Raw genomic sequence first — 25104 nt, forward strand, 5'->3', positions numbered from 1 at the left:
CGGGCGCATCCACTAGGATCGGGAGCGAGCGATGCTGTCTGGATGGCGCGAAGTCACGGCCCGCCGGCCGTGGCGGATTTCGGCGAAGCTGCTGATCATCTCGTCCGTGGTGACGGTGATCGGCTTCTCCGCCATTTGCGTCAACGTGATGCTGGACATGCGCCGCGGCGAGGAGGCGCTCGCCCGCCAGACGCTGGAGAATTTGGCGACGACCATCGAGTCCGACGTCAACCGCAACATCGAGATCTACGACCTGTCACTGAAGGCGGTCGCCAGCAGCATGTTGCTGCCGGAGCTCGCAACGGTGTCGAAGCCGATCCGTCAACTGATCCTGTTCGACCATGCGATAACCGCCAAGCATTTCGGCGCCATCCAGGTGTTCGATACCGACGGCCGGCTGACCATCGACGCCTCCACGCTCGATCCGCTGCCGGAGGTCAGGAGCGAGGAGGACTATTTCAGGGTTCATCGCGACAATCCCGACATCGGGCTCTTCATCAGCCGTCCGATGCTGTTTCGCGGCGCCTATTCCATCGTGCTGAGCCGGCGCATCAGCGATACCGACGGCGGCTTCATGGGCGTCGTCGCCGGCTCGATCCGGTTCAGCTATTTCCACGAATTGTTCGAGCGGCTGAACCTCGACCGCGACGACACCATCACCGTGCTGAAGCGCGACCGCACCATCATGATGCGGCGGCCGTTCGATCTCGAAATCATCGGCAGGAATTTGAACGAGCGCCAGAACTGGAGGGCCGACAATCTCAAGGCCGGCGGATCCTACGCCGGCCAGGGTCCGGTGGACCCGACCCCGCGTCTCTACGTGCGCAGCACCAGCACAGGTCCGATGTTCGTGGTGGCAGGCAAGCCGCTGACCGCCGTGTTCGAGCTCTGGCAGAGGGAAGCCTATCGCATCGGCGCCGTGGTGCTGGCGCTGATCCTGTTCATGCTGGCCTCGACGCTGGTGCTCGCGCGCGAGATCGGCCGGCGCGCCGAGGCCGAGGGCAAGCTCGAGGAGATGGCGACGACGGACGCGCTCACCGGCCTGAAGAACCGCCGCAAGTTCGATTCCGTCATCGAGGTCGAATGGCGCCGCGCCATGCGCCAGAAGACGCCGGTCGCGCTGTTGATGATCGATGCCGATCACTTCAAGGCCTACAACGACACGTTCGGCCATCAGGCCGGCGACCAGGTGCTGGTCGGCATCGCTATCTGCATCTCCGACTCGGTGAGCCGCGCCGGCGACTGCGCCGCGCGCTATGGCGGCGAGGAATTCGCCGTGCTGCTGCCGAACATTTCGGTCACCGACGCCTTCAAGGTCGCCGAGACGATCCGCCTCAAGGTGCAGGGCTGGTCCGACGATCAGGCGAGCACGACGGTCTCCTGCGGCATCGCCAGCCTGGTCCCCACCGCCGGCATGGACCCGTCGATCCTGGTCGCCGCCGCCGACAAGGCGCTTTATGCCGCGAAAGCCGGCGGACGCAACCAGTCGGTGGTCGCGAGCCTGCCGCAGCTGTCGCTGGTGGCGTGAGGCGACTGTCGGCGGCGGCGAGTAGCGTGCCTAATTCTCGTGTCGTCCTGGCGAAGGCCAGGACCCATTACCCCAAGAAGGAGTCGTGGCGCGAGCTGATCACCACGCGTCTTCGCCAAACGCCGTCTTGGGCTAATGGGTCCTGGATCGGCGCTGCGCTTGTCCAGGACGACGCGGAGCAGCTACTGCCCCAGATACTTCTTCATCTCGGCGATCAGCCCGTCGCGCAGCTCCGGGCGCTTCATGCCATAGGCGATGTTGGCGCGGAGGAAGCCCGGCTTGGAGCCGCAATCGTGGCGTTCGCCCTCGAACTCGACGCCGTAGAATTTTTGCGACCTGGCGAGGCCGATCATGGCGTCGGTGAGCTGGATCTCGCCGCCGGCGCCGCGCTCCTGGGTTTCGAGGATCTTGAAGATCTCCGGCTGGAGGATGTAGCGGCCGGTGATCGAGAGATTGGAGGGCGCGGTGCCCTTGGCCGGCTTCTCGACCATGCCGTCGACCTCGAACATCTTGCCGGTGCGTTTACCGACACCGCAGATGCCGTATTGATGGGTGAGATGGTCGGGCACCGCCTCGACCGCGACCAAATTGGATTTCTCGCCGAGCGAAGCCGCCATTTCGATCATCTGCTTCAGGCAGCCGGGCGTGTTGAGCACGAGCTCGTCGGGCAGCACGACCGCGAACGGCTCGTTGCCGACGATGTCGCGCGCGCACCAGACCGCATGGCCGAGGCCGAGCGGCGCTTGCTGGCGGGTGAAGCTGACGGCGCCGGCATCGGGCTGGTTCTGCGCCAGGATCTCCTGCTCGCCCTTCTTGCCGCGCGCAGCCAGCGTCGCGTCGAGCTCGAACATCCGGTCGAAATGATCCTCGATGACATTCTTGTTGCGGCCGGTGACGAAGATGAAGTGCTCGATGCCGGCCTCCCTCGCCTCGTCATAGACGTACTGGATCAGCGGCTTGTCGACGATGGTCAGCATTTCCTTCGGCATCGCCTTGGTGGCGGGCAGGACGCGGGTGCCGAGGCCGGCGACGGGGAATACGGCTTTGCGAATTTTCATGGGATCGATCGAATACCTGAGGACGTGAACGGAGCAATGGCATCTTGCTAGCCTGTTTGCAGCCGCCAACAAAGGCGGATGTGGGGCCTCGCCCCGTCAGAGTTAAGAAAAACGCCGTCACCAAAATTTCACCTTTGTTAAGCTATTGGCAACGCCTACCAGGCCTCCTGATGGCGGAATTTCAGGCCGACGGGTGGGAGATGATGCAATCAGTGGCACGACTGGCAGGACGGGTTGGCTCCGTGACCGCCGCGACGATGATTGCGGCGGCCTTGCTGCTGCCGGCTTGCGCGCACGCGCAAGCCCAGAATGGCCTTTCCAATCTGTTCGGCGGCATCTTCTCCGGCCCCAATCCCGCCCCCTCGCAAGCCCCGCCCGGCAATGGCGGTGCGCAACCTTGGAGCGGCGAAGACGGCGCCTCCGGCCATCCGCTGATGACGGCGGCCGCGATCCGCGAGGCCGCCGGCAATTTCAACAATTGCGTCGCCGCGATGTGGCCCGATGCCGCACGGCGCGGCATCACGCAGGAGAATTTCCAGCGCCTCACCGCAGGCCTCAGCCCCGATTTGCGCATCATGGACCTCATGGATTCGCAGCCGGAGTTCACCAAGTCGATCTGGGACTATCTCGACATCCTCGTGAACGACAACCGCCTCGCCAGGGGCCGCGAGATCCTCGCCACATACAAGGCGCAGTTCGACGCCACCGAAAAGGCCACCGGCGTCGACCGCTACATCATCGCCTCGATCTGGGGCATCGAGTCCAACTACTCGACGCAGATGGGCGACCGCAGCGTGCTGCAATCGACCGCGACGCTCGCCTGCATCGGACGTCGCCAGGCCTATTTCAAGGACGAATTCCTCTCCGCGCTGGAGATCCTCAACCGCGGCGATCTCAGGCCTGAGCAGATGCGCGGCTCCTGGGCCGGCGCCTTCGGCCCGACCCAGTTCATGCCGACCGCATTCAAACGATTTGCCGTCGATGGCGATGGCGACGGACGGCGCGACGTCGTCGACAATCCCACCGACCTGATCGCCTCGACCGCCAACAATCTGAAGAAGGACGGCTGGCAGGCCGGCCAGACCTGGGGCTTTGAAGTCGTTGTGCCGGAGGGATTCAACTACATGCTGGCCGATCGCGCCAAGGCGATGACGATCGCGCAGTGGGAGAAGCTCGGACTCAAGCGCCCGAACAACCAGCCCTTTCCGCACCCGGCGGAGAAGGCCTATCTGCTCGCGCCGGCCGGCGCGCAGGGACCCGGCTTCCTGATGCTGCAGAATTACCGCGTCATCATGAAGTACAACCCGGCCGAGGCCTATGCACTCGCGATCGGCCATTTCGCCGACCGCCTGCGTGGGGGGCAGCCCTTCGTGCAGCCCTGGCCGCGCCAGGAGCGGGAGCTGTCGCGCACCGAGCGGCTGGAACTGCAGCAGCTGCTGGCCCAGCGCGGCTTCTACAAGGGCACCCCGGACGGCCAGTTCGGCGGCCAGACCCGGGAAGCCCTGCGCAACTTCCAGGCCTCGATCGGGGTGCCCGCCGACGGATTTGCGTCGTCCGACGTGCTGGACCGGCTGCGCGGGCGGTAAATCGCGCCGAAAGTAACCCTGAACGGGGATTTTGGCAGGCAGCCTTGACCTGGGTGACTGTTCCCCGGTGTATGGCGGAAGAATCTGCGAGAGAATCTGCCCGTTTGGCGCCTGATTCCGTTATTATATCCAAGCCACTTCCAATCCTGTTGCGCGTGTCCGAGATCGCATGTCGAAGAAGTCCCTGTTCAAGGCGCTGACCGAGACCGGCCCGCTGATCGCGCTGGGGACGGCGCTTGCGATCTTGGTGTCGGTCGCGGGCCCGGCCTCGGCGCAGTTCTTCAACTTCCCCGGCTTCGGCGGCCCGCCGCAGCGCGCGGCCCCGCCGCCACCGCGGGGCGGCGGTGGAGGTGGCTGGTTCGGCGGCGACTTCTTCGCACCATTCCAGCAGCAACAGCCGCAGGCGCCGCGCCAGGATTTTTCGCGCGCGCCGGCGCCCGCCAAGCGCGACACCGTCCCCGACAAGAACGTGCTGGTGATCGGCGACGCCATGGCCGACTGGCTCGCCTATGGCCTCGAGGACGCCTACACCGAGCAGCCCGACATGGGCGTGATCCGCAAGCACAAGACCACCTCGGGCTTGATCAAGTACCAGCCGAAGGGCGAGCCGTCGGACTGGGCGGCTGCGGCGAAAGGCATCCTCGAAACCGAAAAGCCCGAAATCATCGTCGTCATGCTCGGCCTCAACGACCGCATCGCGATCCGCGAGCCTGCGGCCGACAAGTCGGACAAGGCCTCTGACAAGGACAAGAAGAACGACAAGGGCGCGCGCGGCAAGCCACCGGGCAAGCCCGGCGAAGCCAAGCCCGACGCTGCCGCCAAGCCTGAGGACAAACCCGCAGCGGATCCTGACCTGCCGCAGGATGATGCCGACAACGCCGATACGCCGGCGGCCGCCGCGCCGGAGAAGACGGCGCGCAATCCGAATGGTCTCTACGAATTCCGCGACGAGCGCTGGATCGAGCTCTACGGCAAGAAGATCGAGGAGCTGGCCAACGTCCTCAAGGCCAAGGGCGTTCCGGTGCTCTGGGTCGGCCTACCTGCCATCCGCGGGCAGAAGGGCACGGCGGACATGCTGTTCCTGGATTCCCTCTACCGTGAAGGCGCAGCCAAGGCCGGCATCACCTATGTCGATGTCTGGGACGGTTTTGTCGACGAAGCCGGTCGCTTCCTTCAGAAGGGTCCTGACTTCGAAGGCCAGATCCGCCAGCTCCGCAGCTCTGACGGCGTCTATTTCACAAAACCCGGCGCGCGCAAGCTCGCGCACTATGTCGAGCGCGAGATCACGCGCCTGCTGGCGGGCCGCTCCGGCCCGATCGCGCTGCCGAGCGAGCCGGCGACGCCCGACACCAGCGCCGAGCCAGGCAAGCCCGCGCCGCGGCCGCTGGCCGGCCCGATCGTTCCGCTGGTTGCGGCCTCGATCTCGACCGATCAATTGCTGGGCGGGCCGGGCTCGCGTCCCGCCGCCGTCGACGCACTCGCTGCGAAGACGATGGTGAAAGGCGAGCCGCTGACGGCTCCGGCCGGCCGTGCCGATGATTATGCCTGGCCGCGCCGCGAAGTCGGCCGCGAGCAGGCCAAGGGCGATACGCCGATGGCGGCGACGACGCCGGACAGCAGCGTTGCTCACGGCTCACCGGGAGCAGCCGCCGCGGTCGCCCCGCCAAAACTCGCGCCGAAGAAGCTGCAGCTCCCGCCGCAGCAGCCGGCACAGGCAGCGCCGTCATTCCGGGATTTCTTCGGCTTCGGCTCGCCGCAGCCACCGCGTCAACTGGCGCCGCCCCCTGGCCCCCGCAATCCGAATCTGAACCCCGCGATTCCGCGGCCGCCGGCTAATGTCGGGCGATCGGCCGAAATGTTCCGGTAATTTTTCTCTTTTGATTTGAGATGTCATTCCGGGACGCGTAGCGCGCGCCCCGGAATGATTGGCTTGGCTGTTAGCCGTAATAGCGCCAGCGCGGCGGCGGGCGGCGCGCGGGGCGCGACATCAGAAGCGCGAGCGCGAAGCCGATGCCGCCGGCAATCAGCAGCGCGCCGAGCGGGTTGTCATGCACCTTCCGCGCAATCGCCTGCGAGCCGTCGCGGAACGTATCGCCGCTCGCCTCATAGGCATCCTTGGCGTAGCTGGTGGCCGTGTCCGCGGCTTCGCGCGCTGCGTCCTTCGCCTGGCCGTATAGATTCTGCACTGTCCCCGCGGCTTCCCGTGCCTTGCCTGAGGCCTGCGTTTTTGCGTCTCCCGCCATCTCGCCCACGGTGCCTTCCACGCCGCCCGCCATTTCCTTGGCTGATCCAATGATCCGATCCGCGTCCATGATAATCCTCCTCGGTGATCAGCCGAAGTAACCGATCAGAAGCAGCGCAGTTCCTTGCGCTTAAGAAAGTGTAGAACGCGTAGCCCGGGTGAGCGCAGCGATACCCGGGAACGCGCAAGCAAAGTCCCGGATGTCGCTTCGCTCATCCAGGCTACAAGATTAGGCCGCCATCGACGACCAACGTCTGGCCGACGATGTAGGACGACAATGGCGAAGCCAGGAACAGCGCCGCGCCCGCCATGTCGGCCGGCGTGCCCAATCGCCGCAGCGGAATGCGCGCCAGCGCGCCTTCGAGCCGCTTGGGATTGTCGGTGGTCACCTTCGTCATCTTGGTGTCGACGAGCCCGGGCGCGATGCCGTTGACGCGAATGCCGTCCTCGGCCCAGGCCTCGCCCAGCGTGCGCGTCAATCCGACCGCGCCGGTCTTCGAGGCGTTGTAGGCTGGATTGCCCATGGTGGAATGATAGGCAGCAGTCGAGGACACCATGATCAGAGAGCCCTTCGCATCCCGCAGCATGGAATGAAACCGCGTTGCGCACGCCATCAGGCTCATCAGGTTGACCTCGACGACCTTGCGGAAACCCGCCATCTCGAATTCGCCGCGGCGATAGATCACTGCGCCCTGCGCGAGCACCAGGATGTCGAGCCGTTCGAAGGGCGGCTTGAACGCTTCGATCGCACCGGCATCGCTGACGTCGAGCTGCGCGTAGGCGAGACCCGTGAGATCGGAGCCTTCCTCGATGGAATAGTCCGCAGGCCGCGCACGCGTGCCGCAAACCGCGACATGCGCACCCCTGGCGCGAAAGGCCTGCGCGATGCCGTTGCCGATGCCGCTGGAACCGCCGACCACCAGCACCTGCTTGCCTGAGAAATCGAGCTCGTTCATCGCGGCCTCCCCTTGTTTTGCTTGTTTGACCTGTCTGCGGATCGATGCCAGCCTTGTCAATCATAACAAGAACAAGCAGCGCGCGAGGAAACAGCATGTCCGAATTCAAACAGCTCAGCCGGTCCGTAAAGGGCCTGACCGTCCTCGTCACCGGCGCGGCCAGCGGCATGGGACGCGCGACCGCGCGCGTGTTCGCCACTGAAGGTGCGAACGTCGCCGTCACCGATTATGACGAGCACGGCGCCGATGCGATTGCCAAGGAGATCGCGGCAAGCGGCGGGGCGGCGAAGGCGTGGAAGCTCGATGTTGCGGATGCCGGCGAGATCAAGCGCGTAGTCAATGATGTTGCGGCGCATTTCGGCGGGCTCGACATCGTCGTCAACAATGCCGGCATCTCCGTGCGTGTCGCGATCGACGACGAGACCTATGAGGACACCTGGGCCAAGGGCCTCGCCGTGATGCTGACGGCGCATCCGCGCGTCATCCGCGCCGCGCTGCCGCATTTGCGCAAGTCGAAGAGCCCGCGCATCATCAACATCGCCTCGACCGAGGCGCTCGGCGCCACCGCATTGCACAGCCCCTATTCGGCGGCGAAGGGCGGCGTTGCGAGCCTCACCCGTTCGCTGGCGGTGGAGCTCGGCCGCGAGGGCATCACCGTCAACTGCATCTGTCCCGGTCCGATCCGCACGGCAATCACCGATCGTATCTCCGAGGAGCACAAGACGATCTACGCCAAGCGCCGCACTGCGCTCGGCCGTTACGGCGATCCTGAAGAGGTTGCGCATATGACGCTCAGCCTGTGCCTGCCGGCCGCCTCTTTCCTCACCGGCGCGGTGATCCCGGTCGACGGCGGGCTGATGGCGCGCAACGCGTGAGAGCCATGCGCGCGGCGCGTTGACATCGCCGAATGCGGGAGTCATTTTTTCCGCAAACAGAGCGGGGAAACCGCTCGCAGATGCGGGAGAAAACGCCATGACGATCGCCATCCGGCAGCTTCAGAAGCATTTCGTCGGTGAGGTGTCGGGCCTCGACCTGCGAAAGCCGCTCACGCCGGAGGAGGCGCGCGAGGTCGAATCCGCCATGGACAAATACGCGGTGCTGATCTTCCACGATCAGGACATCACCGACGAGCAGCAGATGGCGTTCGCGCTGAATTTCGGCCAGCGCGAGGATGCGCGCGGCGGCACCGTTACCAAAGAGAAGGACTATCGGCTGCAATCCGGCCTGAACGATGTCTCGAACCTCGGCAAGGACGGCAAGCCGCTGGCGAAGGACAGTCGCACGCATCTGTTCAACCTCGGCAATTGCCTGTGGCATTCCGACAGCTCGTTCCGCCCCATTCCGGCAAAGTTCTCGCTGCTGTCCGCGCGCGTGGTGAACCCGAAGGGCGGCAATACCGAATTCGCCGACATGCGCGCCGCCTATAACGCGCTCGACGACGAGACCAAGGCGGAGATCGAGAATCTCGTCTGCGAGCACTCGCTGATGTATTCGCGGGGATCGCTCGGCTTCACCGAATATAGCGACGACGAGAAGGAGATGTTCAAGCCGGTGCTGCAACGTCTGGTGCGCACGCACCCCGTGCATCGGCGCAAATCGCTGTATCTCTCATCGCATGCCGGCAAGGTCGTCGGCATGAGCGTGCCGGAGGGCCGGCTGCTGCTGCGCGATCTGAACGAGCACGCGACGCAAGCAGAGTTCGTCTACGTCCACAGATGGAAGCTGCATGATCTCGTGATGTGGGACAACCGCCAGACCATGCACCGCGTCCGCCGCTACGACCAGTCGCAACCGCGCGACATGCGCCGCGCGACGGTGGCCGGCACGGAGCCCACGGTGCAGCAGCAGGCGGCGGAGTAGTTTTTCGTCGTCCCGGCGAAGGCCGTGACCCATTGCCACCGAGCGCAGTTTGACGAAGGCTGGTGGTTGCCAGCCTTCTTCAGCAACCACACCCCGTGGTAATGGGTCCTGGCTTTCGCCAGGACGACGAGAACTACGCGTGCCCGGCCTCGTTGGAGAGCATGCCGGGATCGATGCCGATCTTCTGCAAGGCGCGGTTGTACTTGTCGTCGACGTCGTCGCCGAAGATCAAGTCAGTGTCGGCGTCGCAATGCAGCCAGCCATTGCTCTGGATCTCGGTCTCGAGCTGACCCGGCGCCCAGCCGGCATAGCCGAGCGCGAGGATAGCGTGCTTGGGGCCGGAGCCGTTGGCGATCGCGCGCAGGATGTCGACGGTCGCGGTGAGGCACACGCCCTCGTCGATCCGCAGCGTCGCGTTCTCGATATAGAAGTCGCTGGAATGCAGCACGAAGCCACGCCCGGTGTCGACCGGGCCGCCGCGCAGCACTTTCATGCTTTCGGCATTTTCCGGCAGCTTGATGTGCTCGCCCTTCTTGATGATGCCGAGCTGCATCAGGAGCTCGGGGAAGTCGATGGAGCCGGCGGGTTGATTGACGATGATGCCCATCGCGCCTTCGGCAGAATGGGCGCAGAGATAGATCACGGAGCGCTCGAAACGGGGATCGCCCATCACGGGCATCGCAATCAGGAGCCGGCCGTCGAGATAACCGGCCGAATTGGGGAGCGCGGGGCCTGCGCTGCGGGTGCTCTCGCCCGTCCTTTTACCTGTAGGAGCCATGGTGAAGCACTCCGGTTTCAATTCCTATCCTGATGTCGGCCCTGGCGGCTGTCAAATCAAGGCTTGCAGAGACTTGATTCAGATGCATCCATCACAAGCAATTCAATGGTTTGCCCCGGGGCCACCCTGTAAAGACGTGCCATGTCCAGCATAGTTCCCTTGCGTGCGGCGATTGGCGTCGCGACAACCCTGCTCGCGTCGTCGCTGGCCTTCGCAGTCCGTGCCGACGACGCTTCGCCGTGGCAGCGCGACGGACATTCCGCAGTGCGGCTGGTCGCGGGGTCACGCAGCGGCGCCGTGCTGCTTGGCGGTATCGCCTTCCAGCTCCAGCCGGGCTGGAAGACCTACTGGCGTACGCCCGGCGACTCCGGCGTTCCGCCGCGGTTCGACTTCTCCAAGTCGGACAATGTCGATGCAGTAACGATCATGTGGCCGGCCCCGCTGAAGTTCGACGACGGCGCGGGCGGTCATTCGATCGGCTATCGCGACCAGATCGTACTGCCCCTGCGCATCGTCGCCAAGGCCGCCGACAAGCCGGTGACCTTGCGCGCCGAGATCAACTATGCCGTGTGCGAAAAGCTCTGCATTCCCGTCGAGGCCCGCGCCGAGCTTGGCTTCAACAGCGTCGCCTCGACCGAGGACGCCAATCTGCGCGCCGCGCTCGACACCGTGCCCAAGCCCGCCAATATCGGCGACCCCAACCCGCTCACCATCCGCGACGTCAAGCGCGACGGCAACAAGGTGGTCGTCGACGTGGTCGCGCCGGCGGAGGCACGCCACGTCAATCTGTTCGTGGAAGGGCCGACGCCCGATTGGGCGCTGCCGATTCCGGCCCCGGTCCAGCCCAGCCCGGCAGATGTGAAGCGATTCTCCTTCGAGCTCGAGGGGCTGCCGCCGGGCGCCAAGCCCGACGGTGCGGCGCTGAAGTTCACGCTGGTCGGGCCGGACAAGTCGTACGAGTTCAATACGAATTTGGAGTGAGCCGTCGTCGCAACCCCAGCGGTCGTCCTGGACAAGCGCAGCTCTTGGCAACGCGTAGCGTTGTCCAGGGCGGAGCGAAGATCCAGGACCCATTACCGGGAGTAGTGGTGGCGCGAACTCGTAGCCCCGAGCCTACGTCCAACTTCTCCCTGGGGTAATTGGTCCTGGCTTTCGCCAGGACGACGTTGGGGTTGCGACAGCACTCCCACCCAACCGAATCTTAACGAATGGTTGCTAATTCCCGGGCATGCCGCAGCATGCGGAACCCCCTGGGGATCTCGAATTGGCCGTGATGGATGCACAACCCGCAACGACCGGACCGGCCGGGTTGATCGCGCGGCTGCGCGGCAAGCTGACGGGCGGCTCGCGCGAGGCCTCGCTGACGCGGCGGCTGGCCGGCACCATCTTCGTCATCCGCGTCATCAGCGCAGGCCTCGCATATGTCTCGCAGGTGCTGCTCGCGCGCTGGATGGGCACGTCCGACTACGGCGTCTACGTCTATGTCTGGACCTGGGTGCTGCTGCTCGGCAGCACGATGGATTTCGGCATCTCCGCTTCCACGCAAAAGATCATTCCGGAGTACCGCGCCCGCGGCGAGCATGCGCTGCTGCGCGGCTTTCTCTCCGGCAGCCGCTGGCTGACCTTTGCCGTCTCCGCGCTGGTGTCGCTCGGCCTCGCCGGCATCGTCAGGCTGCTCTCGCCCTGGATTGATCCGGCCGAGGTGCTGCCGCTCTATATCGGCTGCATGACGCTGCCGGCCTTCGTCGTCGCCAACACCCAGGACGGCATCGCGCGCTCGCATGACTGGATGCAGCTCGCGTTGATGCCGCAATTCATCATCCGCCAGGCGCTGATTATCGGCATCACGGCCTCTGCCTTCCTGCTCGGCTATCATCTCGGCGCGATCGCCGCGATGGTCGCGAGCCTAGGTGCGGTGTGGATCGCGATGGCCGGGCAGATGGTGGTGCTGAACCGCAAGCTCGCCGATCACATCGAGCCGGGCCCCAAGGCCTACGACATCGGCGGCTGGCTCTCCATCTCGCTGCCGATCCTGCTGGTCGAGAGCTTCTACCTGCTGCTGTCCTACACCGACGTACTGGTGCTGCAGCAGTTCCGCCCCTCCGACGAGGTCGGCGTCTATTTTGCCGTGGTCAAGACGCTGGCGCTGGTTTCCTTCATCCACTACGCGATGTCGGCAACGACCGCGCATCGCTTCGCCGAATACAACGCAAGCGGCGACAAGGCGCGGCTGTCGGCCTATGTGGCGCACGCCATCAGCTGGACGTTCTGGCCGTCGCTGGCGGCGACCATCGTGCTGCTTGCGCTCGGCAAGCCGCTGCTCTGGCTGTTCGGGCCGCAATTTGTGGTCGGCTACGACATCATGTTCGTGGCCGCGATCGGGCTGGTGGTGCGCTCCGCGATAGGGCCGGTCGAGCGGCTGCTCAACATGCTCGGCCAGCAAAGAGTCTGCGCGCTCGCTTATGCGCTGGCCTTCGTGATGAACGTCGTGCTCTGCATCGCGCTGGTACCGCGCTACGGTGGCCACGGCGCCGCCGCCGCGACCTCGATCTCGCTCACTTTCGAGACGGTGCTCTTGTTCTGGATCGTGCGGCAGCGCCTCGGCCTGCACGTGCTGGCGTTTGGAAAATAGGCCATGCGGCTGCCAGCCCGTTGGGGAACGGCGGTTTCGCAAGACGCAGCTGAGCAGGGCAAAATGGCTATGCATCTCCCACCTGCAGCATGATTTTTCTTATTTGATCCAAACAGTTGCATGCCGGAGAAAGTTCATTCTACGTCGTATTGCCCAACCGACGAGACCAACCTAAGATTCCCCGGACATGTTTGATCCACTCTACGTCGCCTCTGGCTTCGGCGTCGGCCTGCTTGTCGGGATGACCGGCGTTGGCGGCGGCTCGTTGATGACGCCGCTCCTGATCCTGCTGTTCGGCGTTCATCCCTCCACGGCGGTCGGGACCGACCTGCTCTATGCCGCCGCCACCAAGACCGGCGGCAGCGTGGTCCATGGCTGGTCGCGCAGCGTGCACTGGCCGGCGGTGCTGCGGCTCGCTTCCGGCAGCATTCCGGCGAGCGCGGTGACGCTGCTGGTGCTGTGGAAGCTCGACCTCAAGAGCGATACCGAGCGCAGCCTGGTCAATCTCGTGCTGTGCTTCGCGCTGATTCTGACTGCGACGTCGCTGATCTTCCGCAAGTCGCTCATGGATCGCTACCGGAAGCGCCTCGAGCAGGTCGACGCGCGCACCACCGCAATTGCGACAGTGATCACCGGAATCGTACTCGGCGCGCTGGTCTCGATCTCGTCGGTCGGCGCCGGTGCGGTCGGCGTCACCGTGTTGCTGCTGCTCTACCCGCGCTTGCCGATGGCGACCATCGTCGGCTCCGACATTGCCCATGCCGTGCCGCTAACGCTGGTTGCCGGCATCGGACACTGGGCGCTCGGTGACGTCGACTGGGCGCTGATGGGCGTGCTGCTGCTGGGCTCGCTGCCCGGCATCATCGTCGGCAGTTTCAGCGCGACGCGCGTCCCTGAGACGGTGCTGCGCCTGACGCTTGCCAGCGTGCTGTTCGTAGTCGCCGGCAAGATCCTGTTTGCGGAGCTGAATTTGTCGACGGCGTTCGTGACGGCGCTGGCCTGGACGCATTGAGCGAGAGGCTGCCGCCTCGTTCTCACTTTCGTAGGGTGGGCAAAGCGAAAGCGTGCCCACCACTTCTTTCAAGCGCGGAAAAATGGTGGGCACGGCGCTGACGCGCCTTTGCCCACCCTGCGGCATCGAGCGCTTACTCCGCGGTCCAGCCGCCATCGATCGAGAGATTGGTGCCGGTGATCTGGGCGGCATCGTCGCTGCACAGGAACAGGGCGAGCGCGGCGACCTGCTCGGAGGTGACGAACTCCTTGGTCGGCTGCGCATCGAGCAGCACGTCATTGATGACCTGCTCGCGCGTCAGATTGCGCGCCTTCATCGTGTCGGGGATCTGCTTCTCGACCAACGGCGTCCAGACATAGCCGGGGCTGATGCAGTTGCAGGTGATCTTGTGGGTCGCAACTTCCAGCGCCACGGTCTTGGTGAGACCGGCGATGCCGTGCTTGGCCGACACATAGGCCGATTTGAAGGGCGAGGCGACGAGTGAGTGCGCCGACGCCGTGTTGATGATGCGGCCCCACCCCTTCTTCTTCATGCCGGGCACGGCGGCACGGATGGCATGGAAGGCCGACGACAGGTTGATGGCGATGATCTGGTCCCACTTCTCGAGCGGAAACTCCTCGATCGGCGAGACGAACTGGATGCCGGCATTGTTGACGAGGATGTCGACCGAACCGAACGTCTTCTCGCCGAGCGCGATCATCCCGGCGATCTCGGCGGGCTTGGTCATATCGGCGGGCGAGTAGATCGCCTTGACCTTGAAATCGGACTCGATCTTGGCGCGCTCCTTCTCGATGTCCTCGGGCGAGCCGAAGCCGTTGATGACCACGTTGGCGCCGGCGGCGGCGAAGGCGCGTGCGTAAGCGAGCCCGATGCCGCTGGTCGATCCGGTCACGACGGCGTTCTTGCCTGACAGACTACCCATTTCATTCGCTCCTTTTTGCCGAGGGTGCGGTGACGTCCCCCGTGAGATCGTAGGTGACCATGGTCTCGCCGGACTGCGGCCTCTCGAGCCAGTCCTTGTGGCGCATCGACAGATGCACGTCGCGCACCCCGGCTTCCCAATGCTCGACCATGGCGACATGCGAGAAGTCGTAGTCCTTGGACGAGGATTCGTAGTTCTTGCTGCGATAGATCAGGTGCACCACCGTGACCGTGCTTTCGCGCGCCGCCTTCGCGAGGAATTCGACGGAGGGATCGTTCTTGAGATAATCCGGCAACTTGCTGATGAGATCGCGCACCGCCCGGCGGGCGTTGTGCAGCTGCTTGTTCTTGTCGGTGTTCATCCGCGTGCGGCTGGAATAGCGGATGTCCTTCTCGCGCTCGGCGGCCTCGAGCAGCGAGGTCGGCAGGTCGCCGCGCGCGGAAAACAGGTCGACCTGGAAGATCAGCATGTCGCGGGCAAGCTCGGCGTCGAGCACGTAGTCGAGCGGCGTGTTGGAGGCGATACCGCCGTCCCAATAGTGCTCGCCATCGATGACGACGGACGGAAACCCCGGCGGCAGCGCGCCGGAGGCCATGATGTGCTCGGGGCCGATTCTCTTGCCGAGCTTCTTGAACTCGTAATTGTCGAAATATTTGAAGTTGCCGGAGGTGACGCCGACCGCACCGATCGACAGGCGCGTCTTCACATCGTTGATGCGGTCGAAATCGACCAGACGCTCCAGCGTCTTCTTCAGCGGCGCGGTGTCGTAATAGCTCTCCGCCTCAGGGTGACCCGGCGGCCACAGCGGTGCCGGCGGAACGCGCGGGACGAAGAAACCGGGCACGCCGAAGGTCGCGATCAGCGCTGCGCTCGTCGAGTTGAAGAGCTCGCGGCTGTGATCGCTCTTGCCGACCGGCTTCCACGGCACCGGCGCCGACACCATCTCCCAGAATTCCTTCAGCCGCTCGACGCGGGTGCGACCCTCGTTGCCGGCGATGATGGCGGCGTTGATGGCGCCGATGGAGATGCCGGCGACCCATTCCGGCTCGAAGCCGTAGCCACACAGCGCCTGGAAGGCGCCGGCCTGGTACGAGCCGAGCGCACCACCGCCCTGGAGGACCAGGACGCGTTGCGCATTCGCGGGGATGCTGGCGGAGTCCGGACTATGATCTGTCATGAGGGAACAATAGCAAAAGGCGAGCCACCGTGGCGACAGTCCGCCGCGGCGTCAATGCATCCCGGGATCAAGTCTGGCTTATCGCGGGTCCGTCGAAGCCAGGATCATGGTCCAGAACACCTTGTATTTGGTGCCGGGAGCATAGCCCGCCGCGATGCCCAATTTTGTGACACCGCCCTTGAGCATGTTGGCACGGTGAGGCGGCGAGTCGCGCCAGCCGGAAAACGCTTCCGCCAGCGTATGATAGCCGGCCGAGACGTTCTCGACCGCCACGGTCGCGGGATAGCCGCCGCCGGCGAGCCGCTTGGCGAGCGGCGCGCGAACGTCATGGTCCATCTTGTTGGCGGCCGCCATGGCCTGGGACTGGGATTCGGCGAGCAGCATCAAATCGGGATCGATCACGACGGTACCGAGCCCGTTGTTCTGGCGGTATTGCGAGATCATCACGGCGGCTGCCTGTGCATCGAGCTTGGCGCCCGGGACCGCCATGTCGGTATACATGGACGGCTGCTGGACCGGCGCTTCGTTGCCGGCGCAGCCGGCCAAAAGCAAAGTGATTGATATTGCGGCCGCAGCGCGCATGAATCAGGCCCCCAAATGAGGGGCCGTTGTTGCATACCAACCGTGGCTGAAAGGTGAATTTTGAGGAAAATCTGCTCGGTGTCATTCCGGGGATCTAGCCCGCAAATATCCGGTAGCGGCGCGGTTCGAGCCCGATCGTATCGCCGGCGCGCAGTTCCCTATCGCGGGGCGCGTCGATCTCGATGGTCTCGCCGCCTGATAGCGCGACCTCGGCGCGCTGCACGGGGCCGAAATTGCGAACATGCTGAACCGCGCCCTCGAAGGCGCCGGAGCCGGGCGGGCCGACCAGCATGTCATGTCGCCGCACGAACAGTTTTGACGCGCCAGGCACAACCCCATCCGCAGCAAGCCGCAGCGGTCGGTCGCCGAGCCGGATCACGCCGCCGTTCACTTCAATCGGCAGCTCGATGGATTCGCCGATGAAGCCGTGGACGAAAGCGGTCGCCGGGCTTTCATAGACATCGTCGGGCGAGCCGATCTGCTCGATCCGGCCCTTGTCCATCACCACGACGCGGTTGGCGACTTCCAGCGCCTCCTCCTGATCGTGGGTGACGAAGATCGAGGTGACGTTGATCTCGTGATGCAGCGAGCGCAGCCATCGGCGCAGCTCTTTGCGCACCTTGGCATCGAGCGCACCGAAGGGCTCATCGAGCAAGAGGATGCGCGGCTCGATCGCGAGGGCGCGGGCGAGCGCGATGCGCTGGCGCTGACCGCCGGAAAGCTGGCTCGGATAGCGATCGGCGAGCCAGTCGAGCTGCACGAGATCGAGTAGCTCCTTCACCCGCGCACGGATCGTGGCTTCGTCTTTCCGGACCGCGCGTGGCTGCACGCGCAGGCCGAAGGCGACGTTCTCGAACACGGTCATGTGGCGGAACAGCGCGTAGTGCTGGAACACGAAGCCGACATGCCGTTCGCGCGCGCCCTGCGCCAGCGCGTCCTCGCCGTTGAAGGACACGTCGCCAGCGTCGGGCCAGTCGAGGCCGGCGATGATCCGCAGCAGCGTGGTCTTGCCGGAGCCTGATGGCCCGAGCAGCGCGACCAGCTCGCCATTGTCGACCTTGAGATCGACGCCGTCGAGCGCTTTGAAGCTGCCGAACTTCTTGACGAGATTCCTGACTTCAATGGTCACGGGCGTCTTGTCCTTCGTTCAGATGACGTTCGAGAACGGTTTTTGCGATCAGCGTGATCAGCGCCAGCATCGCCAGCAGCGAGGCGATCGCGAAGGCGGCGACGAACTGGTACTCGTTGTAGAGGATCTCGACCAGGAGCGGCATGGTGTTGGTCTCGCCGCGGATGTGGCCGGAGACGACCGAGACCGCGCCGAACTCGCCCATCGCGCGCGCGTTACAGAGCAGCACGCCATAGAGCACGCCCCATTTGATGTTTGGCAGTGTGACACGGAAGAAGGTTTGCAGGCCCGAGGCGCCGAGCGAGATCGCCGCTTCCTCCTCTTGCGTGCCCTGCTCTTGCATCAGCGGGATCAGCGCGCGCGCCACGAAGGGAAAGGTCACGAAGGTGGTGGCGAGCGCGATGCCGGGCACCGCGAACAGGATCTGGATGTCGTGCTCGCGCAGCCAGGTACCGAAATAGCCCTGCGCGCCGAACAGCAGCACGAAGACGAGGCCCGAGATCACCGGGCTGACCGAGAACGGCAGGTCGATCAGCGTGATCAGGAAGGTCTTGCCCCTGAAGTCGAACTTGGCGATGGCCCAGGCCGCGATGAGACCAAAGACAAGATTGAGGCCGACAGAGATCGCAGCGACCAGCAGCGTCAGCTTGATCGCAGCCAGCGCCTCCGGCTCGGCCAGCGCGGCGAGATAGGCGAGGATTCCTTTCGAGAACGCCTGGGCGAACACCACGACGAGCGGCAGCACGACGAAGACGGTGAGGAAGATCATCGCCAGCGCGATGATGGTGATGCGCACCGCCCTGGGTTCGGTCCGCAGGCTGTCGCGCGCGGCGGCCGCATGCGCACGTGCGCGCGCATCGGGCGAGACCAGCGAAGCGGATTCTGCGATCTGCAACGTCATCGCATCCCCCTCAGCGCTCCGGGATCCGGCTCTGCGCCCAGCGCTGGAGCCGGTTGACGGCGAAGATGATGACGAAGGAGACGACGAGCATGACCACCGCGATCGCGGTCGCATCGGCGTAGCGGAATTCGGACAGCCGGATCACGATCAGCAGCGGCGCGATCTCGGAGACATTAGGCAGATTGCCGGCGATGAAGATCACCGAGCCGTATTCGCCGACCGCACGGGCGAAGGCGAGCGCAAGGCCGGTGAGCAGCGCCGGTGCGAGCGACGGCAGGATCACGCGGATGATGGTCTGCCAGCGGCTGGCGCCCAGGCTGCCCGCGGCCTCCTCGATCTCGGGGTCGAGATCCTGGAGCACCGGCTGCACCGTGCGCACCACGAAGGGAATGCCGATGAAGATCATGGCAACAAAGATGCCAACCGGCGTGAACGCCACCTTGATGCCGAGCGCCGCGAGTGGCGCGCCCAGCCAGCCCTTCTCGGCGAACAGCGCGGTCAACGCGACGCCGGCGACCGCGGTCGGCAGCGCGAAGGGCACGTCGACGATGGCATCGAACAGCCGCCGGCCGGGAAAGCGATAGCGCACCAGCGCCCAGACGATGATGCTGCCCATCACCAGATTGACGCAGGCGGCGGCGAAGGCGAGGCCGAAGGAGACGCGAAGCGCGTTCAGCGTGCGGCGGCTGGAAAGGATGTTCCAGAACTGTTCTGGGCTCAACTCGAGCGATCTCAGGAACAGGCCGGCGAGCGGAATCAGGATGATGACGGACAGCCAGGAAAGCGTCAGTCCCATGGTGAGACCGAAGCCCGGCAATGTCCGGCGTCGTGCTGCGAGTGCGCTCACCAGGCCCCCTGCTAAAAACCGCCCAAAGACAGCGCTCGATCAGTTCTTGTAGATCTGATCAAAGACGCCGCCGTCGGCGAAATGTTCCCGCTGTGCCTTGGTCCAGCCGCCGAAGACGTCGTCGATCGTGAACAGCTCGACCTTGGCGAAGGCGCTTTCGTGCTTCTTGGCGACCTCGGGATCGCGCGGGCGGTAGAAATTGCGCGCGGCGATCTCCTGCCCCTCTTTGGTGTACCAATATTGGAGATAGGCATCGGCGGCGTTGCGGTTGCCTTTTTTGTCGGCAACCTTGTCGACGATGGCGACCGGCGGCTCGGCGAGGATCGACTGCGGCGGCGCCACGATCTCGAACTTGTTCGCGCCGAACTCCTTCAGCGCCAGGAACGCCTCGTTCTCCCAGGCGAGCAGCACGTCGCCGACGCCACGCTCGACGAAGGTCACGGTGGCGCCGCGCGCGCCGGTATCGAGCACCGGCACCTGCTGATAGAGCTTACCGATGAAGTCCTTGGCCTTGTCGGCCGAGCCGAACTTCTTCTGCGCGAAGCCCCACGCTGCGAGGTAATTCCAGCGCGCGCCGCCTGATGTCTTCGGGTTCGGCGTGATCACCGCGACGCCCGGCTTGAGCAGGTCGTCCCAGTCCTTGATGGCCTTGGGATTGCCCTTGCGCACCAGGAAGACGATGGTCGAGGTGTAGGGTGATGAATTCTGCGGCAGCCGCTTCTGCCAATCGGCTGTGGTGAGGCCCTTGGCGGCGATGGCGTCGATGTCATAGGCGAGCGCGAGCGTCACCACATCGGCCTGCAATCCGTCGATCACCGCGCGCGCCTGCGAACCGCTGCCGCCATGCGACTGCTTGATCTCGACGCTCTTGCCGGTTTCCTTCTGATAGGCGTTCGCGAACGCCTTGTTGAACTCGGCATAGAGCTCGCGCGTCGGATCGTACGACACGTTCAGCAGATTGATGTCAGCGGCGAGAGCCGAGCTTGCCCAGAGAAGTCCTGCAGCGAGCGGAACGATACGGCGCATCATGTCCATCTCCATTCACTTCGTTGACGTCGGTGTCAGCGAAGGCGTGCAGGCATAACTCGGGTCGAAACGCGCTTAAGTCAACGGAACCGGATTTTCTTGTTCGCGATGTCGCAGCCTGACTGTGCTACGAAGTCTTCATCGTGTGAATGCCGCATTCTGTCTTGGCCCGGCCGCGCCAGCGACCGGCGCGAGAATCCTCGCCTTCGGCCGTTCTGCTCGTGCAAGGCATACACCCAACTGACAGGAAACCGGAGGCGACGAGAGGGTGACGCGGCAATTTGGCGCGGACGAAGATGGCCTCGAGTTCCTCGCGCGAGACATTGGCGAACGGGTTGAACTTCAACCGCGCGCCGTCGTCCTCGACGACCGGAATGTCGGCGCGTGCGTTGCCCTGGAAACGCTTGCGGCCGTTGAGCCAGGCCGAGAACGGCTTGAGCGCACGCGCCAGCGGCTCCACCTTGCGGATGCGGCAGCAGGCGTCGGGATTGGAGAACCAGAGGTCGCGGTCGGGATCGTCGCGCGATAGCGTTTCCTCGGCCGGCTTGATCGAACGGACGTCCTTCAGGCCCAGCGTCGCGATCAAAGTGTCGCGATAGGCGAGCGTCTCTTCGAACAGCCAGCCAGTGTCGAGAAAGATCACCGGGATCGCCGGGTCGACGTCCGCCATCACCTTGAGCAGCGTCGCCGATTCCGTACCGAAGGACGACACCAGCGCGAGCTTGTCGCGCCCGACCGTCTTCAGCGCTGCGGCGATGACCTCCGCGGGCGAGGCATCGCGTAAGCTCCGATCGAGCTCGTCCGCCGGGGGCAGCGCAGAGATGGACGAAACCTGAGGCGCGATCGCGTTCACGTGCCGACACCTTCGGAATGGCGCAACTGCATGCGCCGGTGCAGGGCCGTGATGCGGCCGTCGCCGGTCGGCTGGTAGAACACCGAATAGCGCTTGGCGGTCTGCATGAAGGCTTCCGCGTCGGCCTGCTTCTTGACCTCGAAGGCATCGAAGCCGGCACGCAGCATGAATACGAACTGGTCACGCAGCACCTGGCCGGTGGCACGCAACTCACCGCGGTAATTGTAGCGCTCCCGCAGCAGCCGGGCCTGGCTGTAGGCACGGCCGTCGCGGAAGGTCGGAAACACCAGCGCGACCGTGGCGACCTTGCCAAGATAAGGCACGAGCTCGGCGATGTCGCGATTGTTGGGCCAGATCACGCCGACCTTGCCGGCGCGCTTGAGCAGGCCTTCCGCCTCACCGAGGAAGCGCTCGGCCGGCACCAGGATGTCGTCGCTCTCGGGCAGCGGCGTATCGACGGCGAGCTTGACGAAGCTGTCGTCGACGATCTTTCCGCCGTTAACGAGTGGCATAGACGCGCTCCTTGAAGGGTTCGACGCCGAGGCGTTTCACCGTGTCCATGAACAGCTCTTCGGGCCGCTCGCGCAGCGCCAGATAAGCTTCCACGATGTCCTCGACGACGTCGGCGACCTCGTCGAACTTCACGCCCGGGCCGATCAGGGTGCCGAGCGCTGCGTTCTCGTCGGCGCGGCCGCCGATGGTGATCTGATAGACCTCCTCGCCATTCTTCTCGACGCCGAGAATGCCGATGTGGCCGACATGGTGATGGCCACAGGCATTGATGCAGCCGGAGATGTTGATGTGGAGACGCCCGATCAGGTTGGCGAGCTCGTGATTGGCGAACCGCCGCGTCAGCTCCTGCGCGATCGGGATCGAGCGCGCATTCGCCAGCGAGCAATAGTCGAGACCCGGGCAGGCGATGATGTCGGTGATCAGATTGACGTTGGGCGTCGCCAGCCCGAGCTTGTCGAGCGCCTTCCAGAGCGTCGGCAGGTCGCGCTTGGCAACGTGCGGCAGCGCCAGGTTCTGCTCGTGGCCGACGCGGATCTCACCGAAGGAATATCTGTCGGCGAGATCGGCCAGCGCATCCATCTGCTCGGCGGTGGCATCACCTGGAGGCCCACCGGTCGGCTTCAGCGAGATCGTGACGATGGAGTAACCCTGCACCTTGTGCGGGGCCACCGAGTTCTTGCGCCACGCCTCGAAATCCGGATCGGCCGCGGCCTGCCGCAGCTCGTCCGGCATGTGCGGCAGCTTCTCGTAAGCGGGATAGGTGAAGCGCGAACGGATGTCCTCGATCACCTCGTCGTCGATCTGGAGCGAGGAGTTGCGGATCTGGTGCCACTCATCCTCGACCTCGCGCGAGAATTTTTCGATGCCGAGCTCGTGCACCAGGATCTTGATGCGCGCCTTGTAGATGTTGTCGCGGCGGCCGTACTGGTTGTAGACGCGTAAGATAGCCTCGATATAGCTGAGGATGTCGCGGCCATGCACGAAGTGCTTAATGGTCTTGGCGATGAACGGCGTGCGGCCAAGACCGCCGCCGACCAGCACCTCGAAGCCGGTCTCGCCCTTCTCGTTCTTGATCAAGCGGAGGCCGATGTCGTGGATCTTGATCGCGGCGCGGTCATGGTCCGACGCGGTGATCGCGATCTTGAACTTGCGGGGCAGGAACGAGAATTCCGGATGCAGCGTGGTGTGCTGGCGGATCAGCTCCGACCAGATGCGGGGATCCTCGATCTCGCCCGGCGCGACGCCGGCCCACTGGTCCGAGGTGACGTTGCGCATGTTGTTGCCGGAGGTTTGCATCGCATGGATGCCGACCTTGGCGAGATCAGCCAGCGCGTCCGGCAGCTCGGCAAGCTTGATCCAGTTGAACTGGATGTTCTGCCGCGTGGTGAAATGGCCGTAGCCGCGATCATATTTGCGCGCGACATGGGCGAGTGCCCGCAGCTGGTTGGTCGCCAGCGTTCCGTAGGGGATCGCAACGCGGAACATGTAGGCGTGCAGTTGCAGATAGACGCCGTTCTGGAGCCGCAGGATCTTGAACTCGTCCTCGGTGAGCTCGCCGGAGAGGCGCCGCTTCACCTGGTCGCGGAACTCCGAGACGCGCTCGTTGACGAGCGTGCGGTCGATTTCGTCGTAAGCATACATAAGAAAGCGCCTTAAACCTGGGCCGGCTGTCCGATGGTGACGCCGGTGCGGCGGATCTGTTCGCGCAGATTGCCGGGCTGGACCTTGCCGTCCGCACCGATCTGCACCGGCGCGATATAAGGACCGATCGCGCCGACGTCATCGGCGACGGACTCAGCAAGCAACGCCTTCGCCTCGTCGGAGTTGCGCACGATCGCGGCTTCCGACAGGTCCGCGGACCAGCCCTTGGCGGCGGTGCGATAGACCACAATGCCGTCCCAGGTGCGGTTGGCGGTCACGACCGAGGGGCCGGCGATTTTGATCTTCTTCTGTTCAAGCGGGGAGGTCATTCGGCTGCATCCAGGAGGTCAGAGATGATTTGGTTGGGAGTTTGGCGAAGCGAGCCGGCATGCCGGACCACCTCGCCGATGATGAGAATGGCAGGACCGCCATTGGTCCGCCGCACGAGCTCGGGCAGGTCGCGGAGCGTGCCGATCGCGCCTTGCGCGTCGGGGCGCGTGACGCGGGCGAACACGCCGACCGGGGTTTCCGGCGAACGGCCGGCGGCGAAGAGGCCGGCGCGTATGGCGGGCGCGGCAGTCGTGCCCATGTAGACGACGACGGTCATCTTGGTGTCGGTCAGCGTCGACCAGTCCACGACTTCCGCATCGCGCGCCTTGTGCGCGGTGAGGAAGGTGATGCGAGTTGCTTCATGACGGTAAGTGAGCGGCACTTCGAAATCGGCCGCACCGCCGATACCTGCGGTGATGCCGGGAATGATCGAATAGGCGATGCCGGCGGCGCGCAAGGCTTCCATCTCTTCGCCGCCACGGCCGAACACGAAGGGATCGCCGCCTTTCAGCCGCACCACGCGCTGGCCGGATTGCGCGGCCTCGATCATGCGCTTGTTGATGGCATCCTGGCCGATGCCAGGCTTGCCGACACGGCGGCCGACGGCAACGCGCGTGGTATCGCGGCGGATGCGGTCGAGAATTTCGGGCGAGACCAGCTCGTCGTGAAAGACGATATCGGCATCCTGCAGCGCGCGCAGCGCCTTGATGGTGAGGAGATCGGGATCGCCGGGCCCGGCGCCGACCAGCGCGACCGAGCCTTCCGGCTTGTCGGCGCGCGCGAAGGCGGAGGGATCAGCAATAGCCTTGAGCGCCGCATCCGCTTCGCTCTTGCGATCGGCGAGCACGGCAGCGCCGATCGGCCCGTCGATGACGCGCTCCCAGAAGCGGCGGCGCAGCGGAAATTCGGCGATGCGCTCGTTGATGGATTTGCGGAAGCCGCCGATGAATTCGGCGAGCTCGCCGATGCGGGCCGGCAGCAGCGCCTCGATTTTTTCGCGCACGCGCCGCGCCACCACCGGCGAGGTGCCGCCGGTGCCGACCGCGACCACGACGTCGCCGCGATCGACGATCGCCGGGAAGATGAAGCTGGAATGTACGAGATCGTCCATCACGTTGACGGGCAGACCCAGTGCCTTGGCGCGAACCGACATCGCGACACCGACATCACCTGCGCCGGCGCAGACGACAGCGATGACGCCCGAGAGATCGGCTGCCTGCGGATCACCAGATGCGAATTCAACGCGTGCGGCGTCCTCGGAGCTGAGGCTCAGATCACGATCGCCATCGATCGCATGCACGCGGATGCGCGCGCCGGCAGCCGTGAGCACGCGCAGCTTGGCGCGCAAAAGCTCACCCGCGCCGATGAGAACCACCGGACCGGTCTTGAGATCGAGAAACACCGGTAAGAACCGCATGCGATACCCGCTTCCCCACAAACGGGGTTGACTGGAATTATTTTCTATATATGTCTCGTTTCGAGCGCGCAAAGAGAAAATTTTTTCTTCTCTTCCGCACTGCAACTATAGAAT

The 25104-nt window shown here is 64.7% G+C and carries 24 protein-coding genes; 8 read left to right on the plus strand and 16 right to left on the minus strand.

Annotation, left to right across the window (positions count from 1 at the left end):
- Positions 1-31: 31 nt before the first annotated feature.
- Positions 32-1528 (plus strand): diguanylate cyclase, encoded by a 1497-nt coding sequence (locus tag LRP30_RS38830; protein ID WP_249758219.1) that lies wholly within the window; start codon positions 32-34, stop codon positions 1526-1528.
- Positions 1529-1710: 182 nt separating this feature from the next.
- On the opposite strand, the gene LRP30_RS38835 is transcribed toward LRP30_RS38830, so the two are convergent.
- Positions 1711-2586, minus strand: a complete 876-nt coding sequence (locus LRP30_RS38835) for a UTP--glucose-1-phosphate uridylyltransferase (protein ID WP_128936592.1) — start codon at positions 2584-2586, stop codon at positions 1711-1713.
- Positions 2587-2789: 203 nt separating this feature from the next.
- On the opposite strand from LRP30_RS38835, the gene LRP30_RS38840 reads away from it, so the two are divergent.
- Both LRP30_RS38840 and LRP30_RS38845 read left to right on the plus strand, forming a co-directional pair.
- A complete protein-coding gene (locus LRP30_RS38840; RefSeq protein WP_249761932.1) occupies positions 2790-4172 on the plus strand; it encodes a lytic murein transglycosylase in 1383 nt (460 codons plus the stop codon).
- Positions 4173-4341: 169 nt separating this feature from the next.
- Positions 4342-6039 (plus strand): SGNH family hydrolase, encoded by a 1698-nt coding sequence (locus LRP30_RS38845; RefSeq protein ID WP_249758220.1) that lies wholly within the window; start codon positions 4342-4344, stop codon positions 6037-6039.
- A gap of 70 nt (positions 6040-6109) precedes the next feature.
- On the opposite strand, the gene LRP30_RS38850 is transcribed toward LRP30_RS38845, so the two are convergent.
- Both LRP30_RS38850 and LRP30_RS38855 read right to left on the minus strand, forming a co-directional pair.
- Positions 6110-6484: a CsbD family protein gene (locus LRP30_RS38850; protein ID WP_091881369.1), complete on the minus strand. Its 375-nt coding sequence runs from the start codon at positions 6482-6484 to the stop codon at positions 6110-6112.
- 151 nt (positions 6485-6635) lie between these two features.
- Positions 6636-7370, minus strand: a complete 735-nt coding sequence (locus LRP30_RS38855; RefSeq protein WP_128940063.1) for an SDR family oxidoreductase — start codon at positions 7368-7370, stop codon at positions 6636-6638.
- A gap of 95 nt (positions 7371-7465) precedes the next feature.
- On the opposite strand from LRP30_RS38855, the gene LRP30_RS38860 reads away from it, so the two are divergent.
- Positions 7466-8245: an SDR family NAD(P)-dependent oxidoreductase gene (locus tag LRP30_RS38860; protein WP_249758221.1), complete on the plus strand. Its 780-nt coding sequence runs from the start codon at positions 7466-7468 to the stop codon at positions 8243-8245.
- Positions 8246-8342: 97 nt separating this feature from the next.
- On the plus strand, positions 8343-9230 hold the full coding sequence (locus LRP30_RS38865; protein WP_249758222.1) for a TauD/TfdA family dioxygenase: 888 nt from the start codon (positions 8343-8345) through the stop codon (positions 9228-9230).
- A 133-nt stretch (positions 9231-9363) separates the two neighbouring features.
- Here the strand turns inward: LRP30_RS38865 and LRP30_RS38870 are convergent, their stop codons facing one another.
- Positions 9364-10008 (minus strand): YqgE/AlgH family protein, encoded by a 645-nt coding sequence (locus LRP30_RS38870; protein ID WP_128936598.1) that lies wholly within the window; start codon positions 10006-10008, stop codon positions 9364-9366.
- Positions 10009-10149: 141 nt separating this feature from the next.
- Between LRP30_RS38870 and LRP30_RS38875 the strand changes: the two genes are divergently transcribed.
- The 3 genes from LRP30_RS38875 (at position 10150) to LRP30_RS38885 (ending at position 13652) form a co-directional block, all read left to right on the plus strand.
- Positions 10150-10989, plus strand: coding sequence for a protein-disulfide reductase DsbD domain-containing protein (locus LRP30_RS38875; protein WP_249758223.1), 840 nt, complete (start codon positions 10150-10152; stop codon positions 10987-10989).
- A gap of 283 nt (positions 10990-11272) precedes the next feature.
- Positions 11273-12640 (plus strand): flippase, encoded by a 1368-nt coding sequence (locus LRP30_RS38880; RefSeq protein ID WP_249758224.1) that lies wholly within the window; start codon positions 11273-11275, stop codon positions 12638-12640.
- Positions 12641-12827: 187 nt separating this feature from the next.
- Positions 12828-13652, plus strand: coding sequence for a sulfite exporter TauE/SafE family protein (locus LRP30_RS38885; protein ID WP_249758225.1), 825 nt, complete (start codon positions 12828-12830; stop codon positions 13650-13652).
- 133 nt (positions 13653-13785) lie between these two features.
- Here the strand turns inward: LRP30_RS38885 and LRP30_RS38890 are convergent, their stop codons facing one another.
- The 12 genes from LRP30_RS38890 to cysG all read right to left on the minus strand — a co-directional run bounded on the left by LRP30_RS38890 (position 13786) and on the right by cysG (position 24990).
- The gene (locus LRP30_RS38890; protein ID WP_091881341.1) at positions 13786-14574 is read right to left on the minus strand and encodes a 3-hydroxybutyrate dehydrogenase; all 789 of its coding nucleotides are present in this window, start codon (positions 14572-14574) and stop codon (positions 13786-13788) included.
- Between the two features lies 1 nt (position 14575).
- Positions 14576-15751, minus strand: coding sequence for a DUF3734 domain-containing protein (locus LRP30_RS38895; RefSeq protein WP_128936602.1), 1176 nt, complete (start codon positions 15749-15751; stop codon positions 14576-14578).
- A 78-nt stretch (positions 15752-15829) separates the two neighbouring features.
- Entirely contained in the window at positions 15830-16333 is a 504-nt protein-coding gene (locus LRP30_RS38900) for a CAP domain-containing protein (protein ID WP_128940057.1), read from the minus strand.
- Positions 16334-16427: 94 nt separating this feature from the next.
- Entirely contained in the window at positions 16428-17462 is a 1035-nt protein-coding gene (locus tag LRP30_RS38905; protein ID WP_249758226.1) for a sulfate ABC transporter ATP-binding protein, read from the minus strand.
- Positions 17452-18363 carry a sulfate ABC transporter permease subunit CysW gene (gene cysW, locus LRP30_RS38910; RefSeq protein ID WP_128940056.1) on the minus strand — a complete coding sequence of 304 codons (912 nt, stop codon included), beginning with the start codon at positions 18361-18363 and terminating at the stop codon, positions 17452-17454. The genes LRP30_RS38905 and cysW overlap by 11 nt, the downstream gene beginning before the upstream one ends.
- Positions 18364-18373: 10 nt before the next feature.
- On the minus strand, positions 18374-19159 hold the full coding sequence (gene cysT, locus LRP30_RS38915; RefSeq protein WP_245473295.1) for a sulfate ABC transporter permease subunit CysT: 786 nt from the start codon (positions 19157-19159) through the stop codon (positions 18374-18376).
- A 90-nt stretch (positions 19160-19249) separates the two neighbouring features.
- The gene (locus tag LRP30_RS38920; protein ID WP_249758227.1) at positions 19250-20239 is read right to left on the minus strand and encodes a sulfate ABC transporter substrate-binding protein; all 990 of its coding nucleotides are present in this window, start codon (positions 20237-20239) and stop codon (positions 19250-19252) included.
- 124 nt (positions 20240-20363) lie between these two features.
- The gene (locus LRP30_RS38925) at positions 20364-21089 is read right to left on the minus strand and encodes a phosphoadenylyl-sulfate reductase (RefSeq protein WP_249758228.1); all 726 of its coding nucleotides are present in this window, start codon (positions 21087-21089) and stop codon (positions 20364-20366) included.
- Positions 21086-21601, minus strand: coding sequence for a DUF934 domain-containing protein (locus LRP30_RS38930; protein ID WP_249758229.1), 516 nt, complete (start codon positions 21599-21601; stop codon positions 21086-21088). Before LRP30_RS38930 ends, LRP30_RS38925 begins: the two co-directional genes overlap by 4 nt.
- Positions 21588-23243 carry a nitrite/sulfite reductase gene (locus LRP30_RS38935; protein WP_249758230.1) on the minus strand — a complete coding sequence of 552 codons (1656 nt, stop codon included), beginning with the start codon at positions 23241-23243 and terminating at the stop codon, positions 21588-21590. The genes LRP30_RS38930 and LRP30_RS38935 overlap by 14 nt, the downstream gene beginning before the upstream one ends.
- A gap of 11 nt (positions 23244-23254) precedes the next feature.
- Complete coding sequence (locus LRP30_RS38940; RefSeq protein WP_091881306.1) at positions 23255-23572, minus strand: DUF2849 domain-containing protein; 318 nt, start codon at positions 23570-23572, stop codon at positions 23255-23257.
- Positions 23569-24990 (minus strand): siroheme synthase CysG, encoded by a 1422-nt coding sequence (gene cysG / locus LRP30_RS38945; protein WP_249758231.1) that lies wholly within the window; start codon positions 24988-24990, stop codon positions 23569-23571. The genes LRP30_RS38940 and cysG overlap by 4 nt, the downstream gene beginning before the upstream one ends.
- Between the last annotated feature and the right edge of the window lie 114 nt (positions 24991-25104).

It is taken from the genome of Bradyrhizobium sp. C-145 (assembly GCF_023375135.1).
Taxonomy (GTDB): domain Bacteria; phylum Pseudomonadota; class Alphaproteobacteria; order Rhizobiales; family Xanthobacteraceae; genus Bradyrhizobium; species Bradyrhizobium zhanjiangense.

What these genes read in the sequence shown, in the direction of transcription:
- LRP30_RS38860 (WP_249758221.1), top strand. Translation starts at nt 7,466, where the DNA reads ATGTCCGAATTCAAACAGCTCAGCCGGTCCGTAAAGGGCCTGACCGTC.
- cysG (WP_249758231.1), bottom strand. Translation starts at nt 24,990, where the DNA reads ATGCGGTTCTTACCGGTGTTTCTCGATCTCAAGACCGGTCCGGTGGTT.
- LRP30_RS38900 (WP_128940057.1), bottom strand. Translation starts at nt 16,333, where the DNA reads ATGCGCGCTGCGGCCGCAATATCAATCACTTTGCTTTTGGCCGGCTGC.
- LRP30_RS38930 (WP_249758229.1), bottom strand. Translation starts at nt 21,601, where the DNA reads ATGCCACTCGTTAACGGCGGAAAGATCGTCGACGACAGCTTCGTCAAG.
- LRP30_RS38845 (WP_249758220.1), top strand. Translation starts at nt 4,342, where the DNA reads ATGTCGAAGAAGTCCCTGTTCAAGGCGCTGACCGAGACCGGCCCGCTG.
- LRP30_RS38870 (WP_128936598.1), bottom strand. Translation starts at nt 10,008, where the DNA reads ATGGCTCCTACAGGTAAAAGGACGGGCGAGAGCACCCGCAGCGCAGGC.
- LRP30_RS38935 (WP_249758230.1), bottom strand. Translation starts at nt 23,243, where the DNA reads ATGTATGCTTACGACGAAATCGACCGCACGCTCGTCAACGAGCGCGTC.
- LRP30_RS38865 (WP_249758222.1), top strand. Translation starts at nt 8,343, where the DNA reads ATGACGATCGCCATCCGGCAGCTTCAGAAGCATTTCGTCGGTGAGGTG.
- LRP30_RS38885 (WP_249758225.1), top strand. Translation starts at nt 12,828, where the DNA reads ATGTTTGATCCACTCTACGTCGCCTCTGGCTTCGGCGTCGGCCTGCTT.
- LRP30_RS38940 (WP_091881306.1), bottom strand. Translation starts at nt 23,572, where the DNA reads ATGACCTCCCCGCTTGAACAGAAGAAGATCAAAATCGCCGGCCCCTCG.
- LRP30_RS38850 (WP_091881369.1), bottom strand. Translation starts at nt 6,484, where the DNA reads ATGGACGCGGATCGGATCATTGGATCAGCCAAGGAAATGGCGGGCGGC.
- cysT (WP_245473295.1), bottom strand. Translation starts at nt 19,159, where the DNA reads ATGGGACTGACGCTTTCCTGGCTGTCCGTCATCATCCTGATTCCGCTC.
- LRP30_RS38840 (WP_249761932.1), top strand. Translation starts at nt 2,790, where the DNA reads ATGCAATCAGTGGCACGACTGGCAGGACGGGTTGGCTCCGTGACCGCC.
- LRP30_RS38890 (WP_091881341.1), bottom strand. Translation starts at nt 14,574, where the DNA reads ATGGGTAGTCTGTCAGGCAAGAACGCCGTCGTGACCGGATCGACCAGC.
- LRP30_RS38895 (WP_128936602.1), bottom strand. Translation starts at nt 15,751, where the DNA reads ATGACAGATCATAGTCCGGACTCCGCCAGCATCCCCGCGAATGCGCAA.
- LRP30_RS38920 (WP_249758227.1), bottom strand. Translation starts at nt 20,239, where the DNA reads ATGATGCGCCGTATCGTTCCGCTCGCTGCAGGACTTCTCTGGGCAAGC.
- LRP30_RS38835 (WP_128936592.1), bottom strand. Translation starts at nt 2,586, where the DNA reads ATGAAAATTCGCAAAGCCGTATTCCCCGTCGCCGGCCTCGGCACCCGC.
- cysW (WP_128940056.1), bottom strand. Translation starts at nt 18,363, where the DNA reads ATGACGTTGCAGATCGCAGAATCCGCTTCGCTGGTCTCGCCCGATGCG.
- LRP30_RS38830 (WP_249758219.1), top strand. Translation starts at nt 32, where the DNA reads ATGCTGTCTGGATGGCGCGAAGTCACGGCCCGCCGGCCGTGGCGGATT.
- LRP30_RS38855 (WP_128940063.1), bottom strand. Translation starts at nt 7,370, where the DNA reads ATGAACGAGCTCGATTTCTCAGGCAAGCAGGTGCTGGTGGTCGGCGGT.
- LRP30_RS38875 (WP_249758223.1), top strand. Translation starts at nt 10,150, where the DNA reads ATGTCCAGCATAGTTCCCTTGCGTGCGGCGATTGGCGTCGCGACAACC.